The sequence below is a fragment of the Maribrevibacterium harenarium genome (genome assembly GCF_006385675.1).
Taxonomy (GTDB): Bacteria; Pseudomonadota; Gammaproteobacteria; order Pseudomonadales; family Marinomonadaceae; genus Marinomonas; species Marinomonas harenarium.
Map to the genome: position 1 here is coordinate 21,499 of NZ_VFRR01000035.1, position 14,485 is coordinate 35,983.

The window sequence follows — 14,485 nt, forward strand, 5'->3', positions numbered from 1 at the left end:
TAACGCTAACAAACGTCTATAACTACTCTATCAGTCGCTTTTTTGTGTTAAAAAGGTAACTGAGTGTCGTGAATTGTGTACTTTTGTATTTGTTGGGGTGGTGCTTCTGTTTAGCCGCCAAAAACAGCATCAAGAGCTTGAGAAAGTCGTTCTACGCCAATCACTTCCATGCCTTCAATGGGCTTTTTCGGGCAGTTCGCTTTGGGTACCACGGCCCGTTTAAAGCCATGTTTCGCCGCTTCTGCAATCCGCTCTTGACCAGATGGCACGGGGCGAATTTCCCCCGATAATCCCACTTCACCAAAGACCACCAAATCATCTGGCAGAACTTGATCTCGAAAGCTGGATACCACTGCAGCCAGAGCAGCCAAGTCTCCACTGGTTTCAATGACTTTTACACCACCCACCACATTGAGGTACACGTCCTGATCGGCTGTGAGTAGCCCACCATGTTTGTGTAATACTGCCAGCAACATAGCCAGACGGTTGTGGTCAAACCCCACGGTAACGCGGCGAGGGTTAGCATAAGCAGAGTCGTCCACCAAGGCTTGCAGTTCCACCAGTAGGGGGCGCGTGCCTTCCCAAACTACCATCACTAAACTCCCAGCAGCCGGGTGTTTGGAGCGATTCAAGAAGATGGAACTTGGGTTTTTCACCTCTTTTAAGCCGCTTTCCAACATGGCAAACACACCAAGTTCATTCACCGCACCAAAACGGTTTTTCATGCCGCGCAAGGTGCGGAAGCGGGAATCCTCAGAGCCTTCCAGTAACACCGAGCAATCTACCATGTGCTCCAAGACTTTGGGGCCAGCCAGCGTACCATCTTTAGTAACGTGACCGACCAGTAGCACCGTAGTTTGGGTTTGTTTAGCAAAGCGGGTAAGGACGGCGGCACTTTCGCGCACTTGGGAAACGCTACCGGGAGCGGATTCAATACCATCTAAGTGCATCACTTGGATGGAGTCGATCACCATCACTTTAGGCTTCACCTGAGCGGCGATATCCATGATGGTTTCCACGTTGGTTTCCGAGAGCATTTTTAGGTTTTGCGTAGGCAAGCCCAAACGCTGGGCGCGCATGGCAACTTGCTGTAAGGATTCTTCACCGGTGATATACATAGCGGGTTGCTGCTGGGCTAGCCAACACATGGTTTGTAGTAGCAGGGTGCTTTTGCCGGCACCGGGGTGCCCACCGATCAAGACCACCCCGCCCGGTACCAAACCACCACCAAGCACTCGGTCGAATTCCCCAGCACCCGAGCTAAAACGCGGTACATCCGTCAGATCCACTTCACTGAGATCTTTTACCGAGGCGGTGGTCGTCCCAGCATAGCCTTGGCGGCGTGGATCTTGGCTGGCAGCAACACGTGCGGAGGTTTTACCTGAGGTGAGGCGAATTTCTTGTAAGGTATTCCAAGCTTTACAGGCTTGGCACTGGCCTTGCCACTTGGCGTAGTCTGCACCACATTCGTTACAAACAAAGGCAGATTTTGCTTTAGCCATCGTAATTGCGATTTCCTTGAAGTTAGCCGGGGTAGCACCAGAAAGAGGCTACAAAATCCCGGCTAGGGTTATGCGTTAACGTCCATGTTAGCACAGGCATGTTTGATGCTAATGCCTACTTGCTCTTCCACTCGATCGAATACAGATCCAAGCGGCGGTCTTTAAGGTTGTTTACTGAACCTTCGCTACGAACCTGAATCAGCTTGTCCAAATCCAAATCCGAGAACATCAACATCTCAGTATTTGGTGTGGTTTCCGCCATGGTGGCATCGTGGGGGAATGAAAAATCAGATGGCGAGAATACCGCCGCTTGGGAGTACTGCACATCCAAGTTTTCAACTTGTGGCAAATTGCCACAGCTACCGCAGATCACCACATAACATTCGTTCTCGATGGCTCGGGCTTGAGCACAACGGCGCACCCGTAGATAGCCGTTTTTGGTATCGGTCCAGAAGGGCACGAACAGAATATCCATGTCTTGGGAGGCCAAATGACGGGCAAGCTCTGGGAATTCCACGTCGTAACAGATCAAAATACCCACACGACCGGCGTCGGTGTCCCATACGCGAACTTCGTTACCGCCCTCGATCACCCAATCGCGGCGCTCGTGTGGGGTGATATGAATCTTACGCTGTTCTTCAATGGTACCGTCTCGACGACATAGGTAGCTGGCGTTATACATCACATCGTCTTCGATCAGTGGCATAGAACCGGTGATCACGTTGATGTTGTAGCTCACCGCTAGCTGGGACATTTCCGCCACAAAGCGCTCGGTAAATGAAGCCAAAAAGCGAATGGCTTCTGTTTGGTTGGTTTGATCCGGCGCTAAGCCCATCAAGGGAGCGTTGAAAAATTCTGGGAATAGGGCAAAGTCGCTCTTGTAGCTTGATAGGGCGTCAATAAAGTACTCAACCTGCTTAAGTAGCTCCTCAACACTGTCTACTTCCCGCATTTGCCATTGCACCGCACCGATACGTACCTGGGTTTTACGGTAGGCCAATACGGTGGTTTCTGGTTCGTAGTAAATATTGTTCCACTCTAATAGGGTGGCATAGCCCAAGGATTTCTCGTCCTCTGGCAAATATTTCTTCATCAAACGGGTAACTTGGAAGTCGTTTGACAGTTGGAAAGTCAAAATCGGATCGTAAATCTTGCGACGGTCAACCGCATCAATGTATTCCGCTGGGGTCATTTCATTGGCGTGTTGGTAATAGTTTGGTATCCGACCTCCGGCCAAAATCCCCCGCAAGTTTTCTTGGCGACATAGTTCTTTACGGGCCTCGTAAAGACGACGCCCAAGGCGATAACCACGATATTCTGGGTCAATTAAGACATCCAGACCATATAGGGCATCCCCGTCTGGATCGTGGTGAATACGTTCCCGCTGGTCGACCAAATCTTCATAAGTGTGTGGGTTACTAAAGCGTTCGTAATTTACTTTAACCGAAAGCGCCACTCCGACGATCTGATCATGATCCATTAGACAGATTTGCCCATCAGGTAGGTCTTTAATCAGTTTGCGAATGGTGTGTTTTGGCCAAGAGCCACCAATGTCGTGATAGACCCGATCCATTAGCTCTTTGATTTGTGGGTAATCTTCTAACGTTAAATTACGAATCCTTAAGTGCAGATCTTCCAACATTCTGTCCCCAAATTGGTTATTTTACATAACGACCACTATAACGCAGTTTGATGACAACTTGCGTTAGCAAATGCGTAAATATGAAAAACCCCCGCCGTAGCGAGGGTTTCTCAAGGGTAACCTAGATGACTAGATTATTTCTTGCTGAACTCTGGGTAAGCTTCCATACCACATTCAGAGATATCAACACCTTCGTACTCTTCTTCTTCAGAAACTCGTACACCCATGATGGCTTTGATTGCTAACCAAACTACCATGCTTGAAACGAATACCCAGACGAAGATGGTTAGAGCGCCGGCGATTTGACCACCGAAAGAAGTGCCGTCGTTAGTGAGTGGCACAGCTAGTAGACCCCAAAGACCCACCACACCGTGTACAGAGATAGCACCTACTGGATCGTCGATTTTTAGTTTGTCTAGGGTAAGGATAGACACCACTACGATTAGACCGCCGACCATACCGATTAGGGTAGCGCCAAGGGCAGAAGGCGTAGAAGGCTCTGCAGTGATCGCCACAAGACCCGCTAATGCGCCGTTTAGAAGCATAGTTAGGTCAGCTTTACCGAACAGGATACGAGCTAGGATAAGCGCACCTACCGCACCACCAGCTGCTGCTGCGTTAGTGTTTAGGAATACCATGGCAACTGAGTTAGCGTTAGCGATATCGCCTAGTTTAAGAACGGAACCGCCGTTGAAGCCGAACCAACCCATCCAAAGGATGAAGGTACCAAGAGTCGCTAGTGGTAGGTTAGCACCTGGGATAGCGCGAACTTCACCGTTAGGACCGTATTTGCCTTTACGAGCGCCTAGTACTAGGACACCAGCTAGGGCTGCTGCAGCACCAGCCATGTGTACGATACCAGAACCCGCGAAGTCAGAGAAACCAAGGTCGCCTAGGTTAAACATACCGAATACGTCGTTGCCACCCCAAGTCCAAGAACCTTCAAGTGGGTAGATAACGCCAGTCATGACTACGGCAAAGGCGAGGAAAGACCATAGCTTCATACGCTCAGCAACCGCACCAGATACGATAGACATAGCAGTTGCTACGAATACCACTTGGAAGAAGAAGTCAGAAGCGCCAGAGTAGATAGAGCCGCCTTCGAAACCGTCTTCACGGCCAGCAAAGTCAGATAGAGTAGATGCAACGTCTACATCTTGAATACCAGATAGGAACCAAGTACCGCCGTACATGATGGCGTAACCACACACTAGGTACATGATACAAGAGATCGCAAATAGCGCGACGTTCTTAGTTAGGATCTCAGTCGTGTTTTTTGCGCGAACTAGGCCTGCTTCTAACATGGCAAAGCCGGCTGCCATCCACATTACCAATGCGCCACACACCAAGAAGTAGAAGGTGTCCATGGCATACTGTAGGTGAAAAATTTGATCTTGCATGTTTCGCCCCCCTAAAGGCTAATTAATACGAGCAAAAATTAAACTGCGTCTTCGCCAGTTTCGCCGGTACGGATACGAACCGCTTGTTCAAGATTAACGATAAAGATTTTACCGTCGCCGATTTTGCCAGTGTTGGCAGCGCCAGAGATGGCTTCAACAACCTGGTCGGTCATGTCGTCAGAAATGGCCAACTCGATTTTTACTTTTGGTAAAAAGTCCACCACGTATTCCGCGCCGCGGTATAGCTCAGTGTGACCTTTTTGACGTCCGAAACCTTTTACTTCAGTCACGGTAATACCTTGTACACCGATCTCTGAAAGAGCTTCGCGGACATCATCCAATTTAAATGGCTTGATGATGGCAGTGATTAACTTCATACCCACAGTCTCCTTAATGAAAGTCTGGCTTATGTTCGTTTTCGCAGGTAATTGGCTATATTCAATATGCGTGCCAGACTTTCTATTATCTGTGTCAGCCCACGGTTGACGTGGCTTTGACGCAAATAGGCAGAAATCTTTTAGGAGCAAACGATCAGTAGTGGTTTTTTCTGGTGCGATAATATGGTGCGCTATGGATTTGATGGTGCAGTGGTGGTTGATTGTTTTGTTTAATGGCTTTAGTTAGGAGTTATCTACTGATTTTTTATAGAGAAATGGCGTATTGAACTGGTTTTTTGGGGGCTTAAAAATAGCCCCATCGATTCAAAACGATTCATTTATTACCAACTAGTGCACAAATAGGAGGCGCAAATGTGCAATTATTTTGCCCTGTCCAAAATGGCGCATGGATTAGTTGGGGGTTAAGCAAGACAAGCTTCTAGAGTCTCTTTTATAATCCCATCATCAATTACGTTTACGCGTAGCAACTTATTATTGGGGAAGCAAATGATAGATCAATTTATTAAGCAGTTCGGTGCTGGTGTAGAACAGGCTGCTGCCACATTGGGCAAGCTCCCGGCGGAGGAAATTCAACTACAGCTACAGCAAGTGGCTAAGAATACACTGACGAAAATGGATTTAGTGACCCGTGAGGAATTTGAAGTGCAAGCGGCGATGCTAGCCAAGTATCGCGAACGACTTGCACAACTAGAAGCCCGTTTAGCCGAGCTAGAAGCACAACAGAAATAGGCTATTTCCACCCCGGCAGCCAATGGTCGCTGACTTTCAAATGCTGCCATGGGATGGTGTATTCTTTTTTCGTCATTAGCGCCTCAATGACGACAGACTCCACCTGTTCTTGTTCATTGCGCAGCAGTTTGGTAACTAAAAAGTGTTTCTCTTTTTGTTGTGGAGAAGTGGACGTCCACTTTGACAAATAGAGTTTATTCGGGTTTATTTGGTTTGCCATAGGTATGCCTCGCAACAGCGTCAATGCAAGGTATACGTATAAGAAATGATTATGGATGATTGGCTTTCACAAGGAGTGATTTATGAGCCTAGCCACTGTTTACAGCCGTGCCCGTGTGGGTATTGCTGCCCCCCTCGTTACTGTTGAAACCCACATTTCTAGTGGTCTACCCGGTTTGCATATTGTCGGTTTACCGGAAGCAGCGGTGCGTGAAGCGAAAGATCGCGTGCGCAGCGCTATTATCAACAGCCAGTTCGACTTCCCTGATGACAGAATTACCATTAATTTGGCCCCAGCGGATTTGCCAAAAGAAGGCGGTCGTTACGATCTTGCCATCGCTGTCAGCATTCTGGCGGCCTCCGGACAGTTGGCAAAGACACCTTATCAGGACTATGAATTTATCGGGGAGCTGGCTCTATCAGGGGATTTGCGTGGTGTCCCCGGTGTATTGCCATCAGCGTTAGCGTGCGCCAAAGCTGAGCGTGTTCTGATCTGTCCCCGGGAAAATCAACAGGAAGCCGGATTACTCGCGGCTTCCCATTTACACGGGGGAAGTCTTACGGATGTGGTGGGGCATTTGTTGCAATTAAAGCAACTTCCCGAATGTAAGGCGGAGTTAGTCCGTTCCGAATCCTTTGCCAGCCCTCGAGATATGTCTGATGTAAAGTGGCAATATCAAGCCCGGCGCGCCCTAGAGGTCGCCGCGGCAGGCAACCATAATCTACTTTTCGTAGGTCCTCCGGGTACTGGTAAAACCATGCTGGCATCGCGACTACCGGGCATCATGCCCACCTTAACCGAAGCGGAAGCTCTGGAAGTTGCTGCGGTGCAGTCCGTATCCGGACGCAAAATGGGGGTAGATTGGCATTGGCGGCAGCGCAATTTTCGCTCCCCCCATCATAGTAGTTCCGCTGCAGCATTAGTGGGTGGTGGCTCCATTCCGAGACCGGGAGAAATTTCTTTAGCCCATAAAGGGGTGCTGTTTTTAGATGAGCTGCCGGAGTTCGACCGGCGGGTTCTCGAAGTCCTACGGGAACCACTAGAAAATGGCGAAATTCACTTATCTCGCGCCCGGAGTCAGGTCACTTACCCGTCTCAGTTTCTGTTGGTGTGTGCCATGAACGCTAGCAATGAAGCCTATAAAAGCGGTGATGACTATTACCAATCGGAGGCCAGCCAGCGTTACTTAAAAAAACTCTCTGCTCCCTTTTTAGACCGTATTGACCTACATGTGGAAGTACCGCCACTCCCCGCTGATGTGTTAGTGAATGAGCAACAGCCGGGGGAGTCCAGTGCTGCTATTCGTGAACGGGTCGAAGCGGCAGTAGCGCGGCAGCGGCAACGCCAGGGGGTGCAAAATGCCCATCTGGATGGCCGCAAATTGGAGCAAATTTGCGCCTTAAATGACGATGATAAGCGCTTTATGCAGCAAGCTTTGGAAACGTTGAAGCTCTCTGCCAGAGCCTACCATCGGGTATTGCGTGTTGCATTGACCTTGGCTGATTTAGATAAAGTACCCGTACAGCGTCAGCATCTAATGGAATCATTAAGTTATCGCAAGATGGAGAAAACCCTCGGACAGATGGTGGGAAAGGGGTGAAGTAGATTTTGCTATTACCCGTTATTGACTTGCTGGGTTACACTGTCGCGAAAGGAATTAAGGAGAAACATTGTGCGCCGACAATTTTACCTAGCGGCAACGGGTTTGGCACTCACCACGCCCGCTTGGGGCGTGACCACCGAGAGCGAGTTTGGCTTAACTTTCTCGCAAACCTATTACGTCGAACCTGACATCATGGAACAGCGTGGGCAACTATTTGGGGTGAATGGAACTTTTGCCCAGCGACAAAATGCTGCAGTAATACTCGAGGTAGAGTACTCGGCCGGGTGGGTGGATTATAAAGGCTCCGGCACCATGGAAAATATTCCAGATACCTTATTTGAAACTCGGGTTTTGCTAGGAAAGGACTGGTTAGCGGGCAACGGCTACCGGGTGACACCTTATCTTGGGTTGGGTTATCGCTTTTTAACGGATGATTCTACTGGGATGGTTTCGAGCGACGGCTCTGGCGGCTATCGCCGGGAGCAAAGCTATGTTTACTCTCCTATTGGTATTGCCTTTACCCCAGCCCCTTGGCATACCGGTTGGCGCCTTGGCGCTACCATGGAGTATGACCACTTTTGGTATGGTAATAATTTGTCGACCATCAGTGCCGTTTGCGGTGGTACAGATAGCTACGTATCCCAAGACGAAGGCGAAGGAGCCCGAGTATCTCTGCGCTTGTATTCACCACGTTTGCCAAACCGTGGGCGTGTGATTTTTGAGACCTTCTATCGCTATTGGTCCATCGCAGATTCCACCTCTAACCTAGTGTATGCCCCACGATGCCATTCCAACCCTTCCAGCGAATACTATTACGAACCCCATAATCAGTCAGAACAATTTGGCTTGCGTTTAATTTGGCGTAGTTAAAAAAAAGGGCAGCGAAAGCTGCCCCAAAAGGTGTCAGAAACTACCAAGATCCATTACGCATGGGCTAGCTTTGCCCCCTGTGGGTGGCGTAGCAGCTTGCTGGTTAACTTAAATAGCGCGCCGATGGTGACAATTTGAATTGCGACTAACGCTACCAAACCGATCCAATACACCGGGCTAAATTGCGCCACGATACCGGTTTTGACAAAGCCAATATGCCACCAAAACATTCCCATAACGAACAGCGCGACACCCGGACAAACCAAACCGAAGCTAATAGGGCTCTCTTTATCACCATGTAGGTAGCTGTTTAAGTAGCCGTTGGCTTTCATGGCTTTGTAACCCAAGATGATCACGCCTATTTGCGTCATAAAAATCAGTGTCAGAGGTAAAAATAGGTCCCCAGACTTGCTGGCAACACCAAAGTGGTGCGCTAAACCATGGGATAGGCGTACCCAAGCGATCCCTAGCAGTGTCAGAATGGGGACCAGCATCCAAAGACTCGGTGAGGCTGGCTCGGCGATGCCGTGTTCCATCATCGCACTCACCCCATGGACTACCACAATCATGCCCAACAAAACAGAGAAGGCCATAAATGCGATACTGAGTGTCGTGGCGATGGTGGCAACAGCCGCAATGTGCGACATCGCAGCGGCCGCAGCAAAGCCCACTGACAACATAGAAAACGTGAAAACGCTAATGAGAGCCGACAAATGATTGTGTTCTGCCGCCCGGTAACCACCGCCCTTAATCATGTTACTAAAGTAGTTAGCAAACATTTTTACGGCGTACCAAGCGATCAAACCAAATGCCGCTAGCGCGCCAGGGAATAAGTACTCAACATAGCTCCATAAACCGGGTACAAATAGCGCTCCGAGAATAAAGAAAACGTTAACAGTCATCGCCAAGGTGAGAGGAATAGCCATCCGCTGCAACTCGGCAGGGGTGCCGATCAGTTTCTCGACATCAGCTTTATGCTTGCTATGTTCATTGATGTTCCACGCTAGCAATACTAAGTGCAATATTGAGAAAATAATCACCCCAACCAAAGCGGCAACGGTGATCCCCGCCATAACGCCACCGTCAGCGAGTTGTGCGTTCCAATCAGCAAATGTGGGGATAGGGGTATTTTTGTGGGGTACCATCCACATCAAATACATAAAAAAGCTGACGGCTGTGCCACCGGCGCCCAGTGCCGCGAGCCAATAAGTAGGATGATAGCTTAAGTTCGGGTTTCTACGAATCATGGTCTTATCCTCGTTGGGATGCTGTATATTAGATTTTTCTAAATATATTAGATAAATCTTATGTTGTCACATTGCATTGATGAATAAATGATCGAAATCATATTTATTAGAATTATCTAATGTTTCTTGGGCGTTGAGAATAAGTGCTGCTTGGTGCTTCGTTGTTGTACACTGGTGCCCCTCGACAACGTCAAAGCATGGTCAATATCACTATGAGTGAACCTCTACCCTCCATCACCCAGCGCATGCGCAATCTCAATGAGCGCCAGTTAGAGGCGGTAAAGCAAATTGATGGGCCCTTGTTGGTATTGGCGGGTGCGGGTTCTGGTAAAACCAGTGTAATCACCACCAAGATTGCTTATTTGATTCAAACCTGTGGCTTTAAAGCGTCTAGCATTGTTGCGGTGACCTTTACCAACAAAGCAGCGCGAGAAATGAAAGAGCGGGTCGTCGGTATGCTCAGTAAGCCCGAGAGCCGTGGCTTAAGCATTTCCACCTTTCACACCTTGGGGCTCAATATTCTTAGGAAGGAATACCGTAAAGCGGGTCTAAAAGAAGGCTTTACCCTATTTGATGCGGCGGACTCGTTGGCCTTGGTCAAAGAGATACTCGATAAGGAATTTGCAGGGCAGATGGATGCGGCGGGGTTCTGTCAGCACACTATTTCCAATTGGAAGAATGACTTAACCCCACCTAATGTGGCCATGACCAATGCAGACACAGAAGAACTGCTGTTAGCGGCGCAGGTTTATGGCCAGTATCAACGCTATCTGCGGGCTTATAATGCAGTGGATTTTGATGACTTATTGTTGCTACCGGTGAGCCTGCTACTGACCGATGAACCTCTGCGGAATAAATGGCAAAACAAAGTTCGTTACCTTTTGGTGGATGAGTGCCAAGACAGTAACAACAGCCAATATGAATTGATTCGTCTATTAGCCGGGGATAGAAAGTGCTTCACCCTAGTGGGGGACGACGATCAGTCAATTTACGCCTGGCGCGGCGCACGACCGGAAAATCTAGAACGTCTATCGGTGGACTACCCCAACCTTAAGCTGGTTAAACTGGAGCAGAATTACCGTTCCACACGTACTATTTTGAATGCCGCCAATACCTTAATTGCCAATAATCCCCACGTTTATGAAAAGGCCCTGTGGAGCGATCACGAAATTGGTGACCCGATTCGGGTGATGGTCACCCGCAACGAAGACGCAGAAGCAGAACGTGTTGCCGCTGAAATTCAAAGTCGTCATTTGCGTTTTAATATTCCTTATCAAGACTTTGCCGTGCTGTACCGAGGCAACCATCAAGCGCGCCTGTTGGAAATCAAACTGCAAGCCTATCGCATCCCCTACAAAATGAATGGCGGTAGCTCGTTTTTCTCCCGCGCTGAAATCAAAGACTTGATGTCTTATTTACGCCTATTGGTGAATCCAGATGATGATAATGCCTTGTTGCGTATCATTAACTTACCCCGTCGGGACATTGGTCCTGCGACCCTCGAGAAGGTGGGGAACGTTGCCAATCAATTGGGTTGTAGCCTGTTTGCTGCGGCGGGAGATAAGTCACTGGATGAAACAGTCACTGGCAAACCACTAGCGAGCCTGCGGGAATTCGAGCGCTGGATACGCCATTTGCAGGAAAAGGTACGTACTAGCAACCCGATCCCAGTGATCGAACAAATGATCCACGATATGGATTATTTTGGTTGGTTACAGGAGCAAGCCAGCTCTCCCAAAGCCGCTGAGCGTCGTATCGATAACGTGCGTTTCCTGCTGGAATCCATTCAACGGATGATGGAATCCGCTTGGGAAGAAGACGCCGACGCGGGCCTTGATCAAGCCATCGCTAAGTTACTACTTATCGATATGTTAGAGCGCCAAGAAGAGGAAGAAGACGAAGACAAAGTGCAGCTACTGACTTTGCACGCATCAAAAGGGTTGGAATACCCCCATGTATTTTTGATTGGCTGTGAAGAAGAGCTTCTTCCCCACCGCAACAGTATCGAAAATGACGATATCGAAGAGGAGCGCCGCTTAGCGTATGTTGGTATTACCCGGGCGAAGAAAACTCTGTGCATTACCTTAGCGGCTAAACGTCGCCAATTCGGCGAAGAGATCGACTGTTTACCCAGTCGCTTCTTGGATGAGTTGCCGGAGCAAGATCTCGTTTGGGAAGGGCGCGGTGATGAATCTGAGTCCCAGCAACGAGAACGGGGCAAGGCCTCGCTCTCGGCGTTGAAGGCGATGTTGAATAATTAACGCTTAGGCAGTAGCTGGGTCCAGATCTAGATCCGTATTGCCTGCTTCGGCCCATTTCATCAATAAAAAGGCAAGCGCGCCGAGTACCGTAAACCCAGTAGTGACAGGGATAAGGCTGTTATCGTATAGCTGACCAATCACCGTACCTATGCCCATAGACATAATGGCTGAAACAGAACCAATCACCGCAGAGGCGATTCCCGCTACATGTCCCATGGGTTCCATCGCCATGGCATTCACATTGCCAAATAGCAGACCGAAACAGAAGAACAGCACAGCGGCATAAATTAAGAACATCCACAGCTGAATTGTGACCACGGCATGTAGACCCAAGAAAGTCCCAGAAGCCGCCACAATAGTGACAATAGCGCTAAGGGCAATAGGGCGCATACCGTACTGCTCGACAATACGGGAATTTACTAGGGACGACACTCCCAGCACTAATGCCAAGCCACCGAAGTAAACACTAAACATCACACCGACATTGAATTGCACTTGAAAAATCTGTTGGGAGGAATTGAGATATCCCATAAAACTGCCAAAGAACAACCCCATGCACACCATATAACTGGCGGTTTTACGGTGTGTGAGGACTTCCTTAAAGCCGTTGGCAAAGCCAGTGTACGTCATGGGTATGCGTTCTTCCTTAGGCAAGGTTTCCTGTAACCTTGTGGCGATCCAAATCACCAATAAGCCAGCGTAGACAAAGTACATGATAAAGACGCCGCGCCAGTCGCTGAGGAACATCACCGCTTGCCCTAAAGTGGGCGCAATAGCCGGTACCAACACAAAGATCATCATGACCAAAGACATAGTGCGGGCCATCTGTGCGCCGCTAAACATATCCCGCACTAAGGAAACCGCCGCAATGTAAGGGCCGGCGACACCAAGACCTTGTACAAAACGGCCTACCATCAAGGCATCCATAGTATCCGCCTGATGACATAAAAAGGTACCCACAAAATACAGCGCAAAACCAGTGAACAAGATAGGTTTACGACCGAGGGCATCGGACATGGGACCGGCCACTAGCTGACCAAGCGCCATTCCTAAAAACATTAATCCGATAAGTAATTGTGGCTGATTAGCGTCAGTAGCATTCAGTGCTTCGCCGATGATTCCTAATGCTGGCAATAAAGCATCAATGGAAATCGCCACAATGGACATTAATAGGGCAACTAAAACCGTAAATTCTTTGGCACCGATACCGGATTGGCGAGCGCTAGGGGAGTGAGTCATAACCATTCCTATGGTTCAGGGTAAGATAACTATAAACAACAATTATAATGATTCAGGGAACTGGTTACAGCGTAGACAATGTGAACCAAACAAGAAAGGCGCTAAGTGGTAAATCAAGTGCTGGGATGCGGGGCTAAAACGCAAAAAGGAGACCGAAGTCTCCTTTTCGTTGGTCAAAACAGTGCTTACTTACTGTTTTCAACCATGTACTCGATAGTAACTTTGATCTCATCGTCAGAACAGTTGGCACACGTTCCGCGAGGAGGCATAGCGTTGATACCGTTGATCGCGTGAGATAGCAAAGTATCCATACCTTGTGCAACACGTGGAGCCCAAGCGGCTGCATCACCTAATTTAGGTGCACCCGCTACACCGATAGCGTGACAAGCAGTACAGAATTTGCCGTAGATTTCTTCGCCAGAACGAGGACCACTGCCACCAGCCGTTGCTGCAGCGGAAGCCACTTCACACTCTTCACCGGCGATACATACTTTACCTACTGGCGCCACGCGTGCCGCGATATCTTCAGGGCTTTGACCGTATGCACTTACAGACGAGCTAAGGAAAGCAGAAAAAGTTGCCACACTGGCCAGTGCTAGAACTTTACGGCTTAGAAGTTGGGGTAGCAAACTCACGATGATTGTCCTCGATCAGAAGTTAGTCTAATTTTGTGTAAACCTAAAACCGCAGCAGTATAACGACTACTGACCTGGCTCGAAACCAGAACTTGGTCGTATTCTAGGCAAAACCCGCTCTAAATCAAAAAAATAAGGAATTTTTATGGAGGGATAAGAGTGATTCTTATCTAAAGCTTTACTTTTACCCCATCAAGATCTGTTAGTGAACAGCGCTCCTCTAGCTTTAGTGCTGCTCTATTTAGCGTAGCTCTTTGACTGGAGTAATCCATTGGATTATATTTTATCAATGCAGACGACTATTACCGAACTTCCAGAATACATTAAAAGATCTGAGTCTCTTCTCGGTGACAGAGAGAGAAGAGACATTATTGACTACCTTTCTGTACATCCAAAGTCAGGAGATTTGATGGAGGGTTTGCAACTGTTGCTGATTTTATGTTACTGTATGTATATACATAGTAATATATTGGTGTAAATGAAGCTTTCAGATTGGGCAAGAAAACAAGGAATAAGCTATCGTACCGCATGGAACCAGTTTCGTAGCGGCAAGCTTCCTGTGCCTGCAAGGCAGCTGCCTACTGGCACGATCATTGTTGATGAGGTTGTTAGAGAGTCTAAAGCGGTTATTTATAGTCGCGTCTCCAGCTCCGATCAGAAAAAGGATTTAGATGGTCAAATCGCCCGCTGCCTGAGCTTCGCAAATGCTCAAGGAATTGCTGTATCCGCTACTGTCTCT

Annotated in this window: 13 protein-coding genes; 5 read left to right on the top strand and 8 right to left on the bottom strand. The window is 48.5% G+C overall.

What is annotated here, in order from left to right:
- Positions 1–110: 110 nt before the first annotated feature.
- From radA to glnK, 4 genes are all read right to left on the bottom strand, one after another.
- On the bottom strand, positions 111–1,502 hold the full coding sequence (radA, locus tag FJM67_RS13520; protein WP_140590238.1) for a DNA repair protein RadA: 1,392 nt from the start codon (positions 1,500–1,502) through the stop codon (positions 111–113).
- A 115-nt stretch (positions 1,503–1,617) separates the two neighbouring features.
- Entirely contained in the window at positions 1,618–3,144 is a 1,527-nt protein-coding gene (locus FJM67_RS13525; RefSeq protein WP_140590241.1) for a carbon-nitrogen hydrolase family protein, read from the bottom strand.
- Positions 3,145–3,278: 134 nt separating this feature from the next.
- On the bottom strand, positions 3,279–4,544 hold the full coding sequence (locus FJM67_RS13530; protein ID WP_140590244.1) for an ammonium transporter: 1,266 nt from the start codon (positions 4,542–4,544) through the stop codon (positions 3,279–3,281).
- 38 nt (positions 4,545–4,582) lie between these two features.
- Positions 4,583–4,921 carry a P-II family nitrogen regulator gene (glnK, locus tag FJM67_RS13535; protein WP_140590246.1) on the bottom strand — a complete coding sequence of 113 codons (339 nt, stop codon included), beginning with the start codon at positions 4,919–4,921 and terminating at the stop codon, positions 4,583–4,585.
- 507 nt (positions 4,922–5,428) lie between these two features.
- Between glnK and FJM67_RS13540 the strand changes: the two genes are divergently transcribed.
- On the top strand, positions 5,429–5,671 hold the full coding sequence (locus FJM67_RS13540) for an accessory factor UbiK family protein (RefSeq protein ID WP_140590249.1): 243 nt from the start codon (positions 5,429–5,431) through the stop codon (positions 5,669–5,671).
- Position 5,672: 1 nt separating this feature from the next.
- Here the strand turns inward: FJM67_RS13540 and FJM67_RS13545 are convergent, their stop codons facing one another.
- Positions 5,673–5,891 carry a TIGR02450 family Trp-rich protein gene (locus FJM67_RS13545; RefSeq protein ID WP_181161513.1) on the bottom strand — a complete coding sequence of 73 codons (219 nt, stop codon included), beginning with the start codon at positions 5,889–5,891 and terminating at the stop codon, positions 5,673–5,675.
- Positions 5,892–5,973: 82 nt separating this feature from the next.
- On the opposite strand from FJM67_RS13545, the gene FJM67_RS13550 reads away from it, so the two are divergent.
- Both FJM67_RS13550 and FJM67_RS13555 read left to right on the top strand, forming a co-directional pair.
- The gene (locus FJM67_RS13550) at positions 5,974–7,491 is read left to right on the top strand and encodes a YifB family Mg chelatase-like AAA ATPase (protein ID WP_140590252.1); all 1,518 of its coding nucleotides are present in this window, start codon (positions 5,974–5,976) and stop codon (positions 7,489–7,491) included.
- 72 nt (positions 7,492–7,563) lie between these two features.
- Positions 7,564–8,364 (top strand): hypothetical protein, encoded by an 801-nt coding sequence (locus FJM67_RS13555; protein ID WP_140590254.1) that lies wholly within the window; start codon positions 7,564–7,566, stop codon positions 8,362–8,364.
- 53 nt (positions 8,365–8,417) lie between these two features.
- Here the strand turns inward: FJM67_RS13555 and FJM67_RS13560 are convergent, their stop codons facing one another.
- The gene (locus FJM67_RS13560) at positions 8,418–9,611 is read right to left on the bottom strand and encodes a TsoY family (seleno)protein (RefSeq protein ID WP_140590257.1); all 1,194 of its coding nucleotides are present in this window, start codon (positions 9,609–9,611) and stop codon (positions 8,418–8,420) included.
- Between the two features lie 212 nt (positions 9,612–9,823).
- On the opposite strand from FJM67_RS13560, the gene rep reads away from it, so the two are divergent.
- Positions 9,824–11,872, top strand: coding sequence for a DNA helicase Rep (gene rep / locus FJM67_RS13565; protein ID WP_140590260.1), 2,049 nt, complete (start codon positions 9,824–9,826; stop codon positions 11,870–11,872).
- 3 nt (positions 11,873–11,875) lie between these two features.
- Here the strand turns inward: rep and FJM67_RS13570 are convergent, their stop codons facing one another.
- Entirely contained in the window at positions 11,876–13,111 is a 1,236-nt protein-coding gene (locus FJM67_RS13570; protein ID WP_235890067.1) for a multidrug effflux MFS transporter, read from the bottom strand.
- A gap of 185 nt (positions 13,112–13,296) precedes the next feature.
- On the bottom strand, positions 13,297–13,746 hold the full coding sequence (locus FJM67_RS13575; protein ID WP_235890068.1) for a c-type cytochrome: 450 nt from the start codon (positions 13,744–13,746) through the stop codon (positions 13,297–13,299).
- A 478-nt stretch (positions 13,747–14,224) separates the two neighbouring features.
- Here FJM67_RS13575 and FJM67_RS13585 point away from each other — a divergent pair.
- On the top strand, positions 14,225–14,485 hold a 261-nt coding region (locus tag FJM67_RS13585), incomplete at its 3' end, for a recombinase family protein (RefSeq protein WP_181161441.1).

What these genes read in the sequence shown, in the direction of transcription:
- radA (WP_140590238.1), bottom strand. Translation starts at nt 1,502, where the DNA reads ATGGCTAAAGCAAAATCTGCCTTTGTTTGTAACGAATGTGGTGCAGAC.
- FJM67_RS13525 (WP_140590241.1), bottom strand. Translation starts at nt 3,144, where the DNA reads ATGTTGGAAGATCTGCACTTAAGGATTCGTAATTTAACGTTAGAAGAT.
- FJM67_RS13530 (WP_140590244.1), bottom strand. Translation starts at nt 4,544, where the DNA reads ATGCAAGATCAAATTTTTCACCTACAGTATGCCATGGACACCTTCTAC.
- glnK (WP_140590246.1), bottom strand. Translation starts at nt 4,921, where the DNA reads ATGAAGTTAATCACTGCCATCATCAAGCCATTTAAATTGGATGATGTC.
- FJM67_RS13540 (WP_140590249.1), top strand. Translation starts at nt 5,429, where the DNA reads ATGATAGATCAATTTATTAAGCAGTTCGGTGCTGGTGTAGAACAGGCT.
- FJM67_RS13545 (WP_181161513.1), bottom strand. Translation starts at nt 5,891, where the DNA reads ATGGCAAACCAAATAAACCCGAATAAACTCTATTTGTCAAAGTGGACG.
- FJM67_RS13550 (WP_140590252.1), top strand. Translation starts at nt 5,974, where the DNA reads ATGAGCCTAGCCACTGTTTACAGCCGTGCCCGTGTGGGTATTGCTGCC.
- FJM67_RS13560 (WP_140590257.1), bottom strand. Translation starts at nt 9,611, where the DNA reads ATGATTCGTAGAAACCCGAACTTAAGCTATCATCCTACTTATTGGCTC.
- rep (WP_140590260.1), top strand. Translation starts at nt 9,824, where the DNA reads ATGAGTGAACCTCTACCCTCCATCACCCAGCGCATGCGCAATCTCAAT.
- FJM67_RS13570 (WP_235890067.1), bottom strand. Translation starts at nt 13,111, where the DNA reads ATGACTCACTCCCCTAGCGCTCGCCAATCCGGTATCGGTGCCAAAGAA.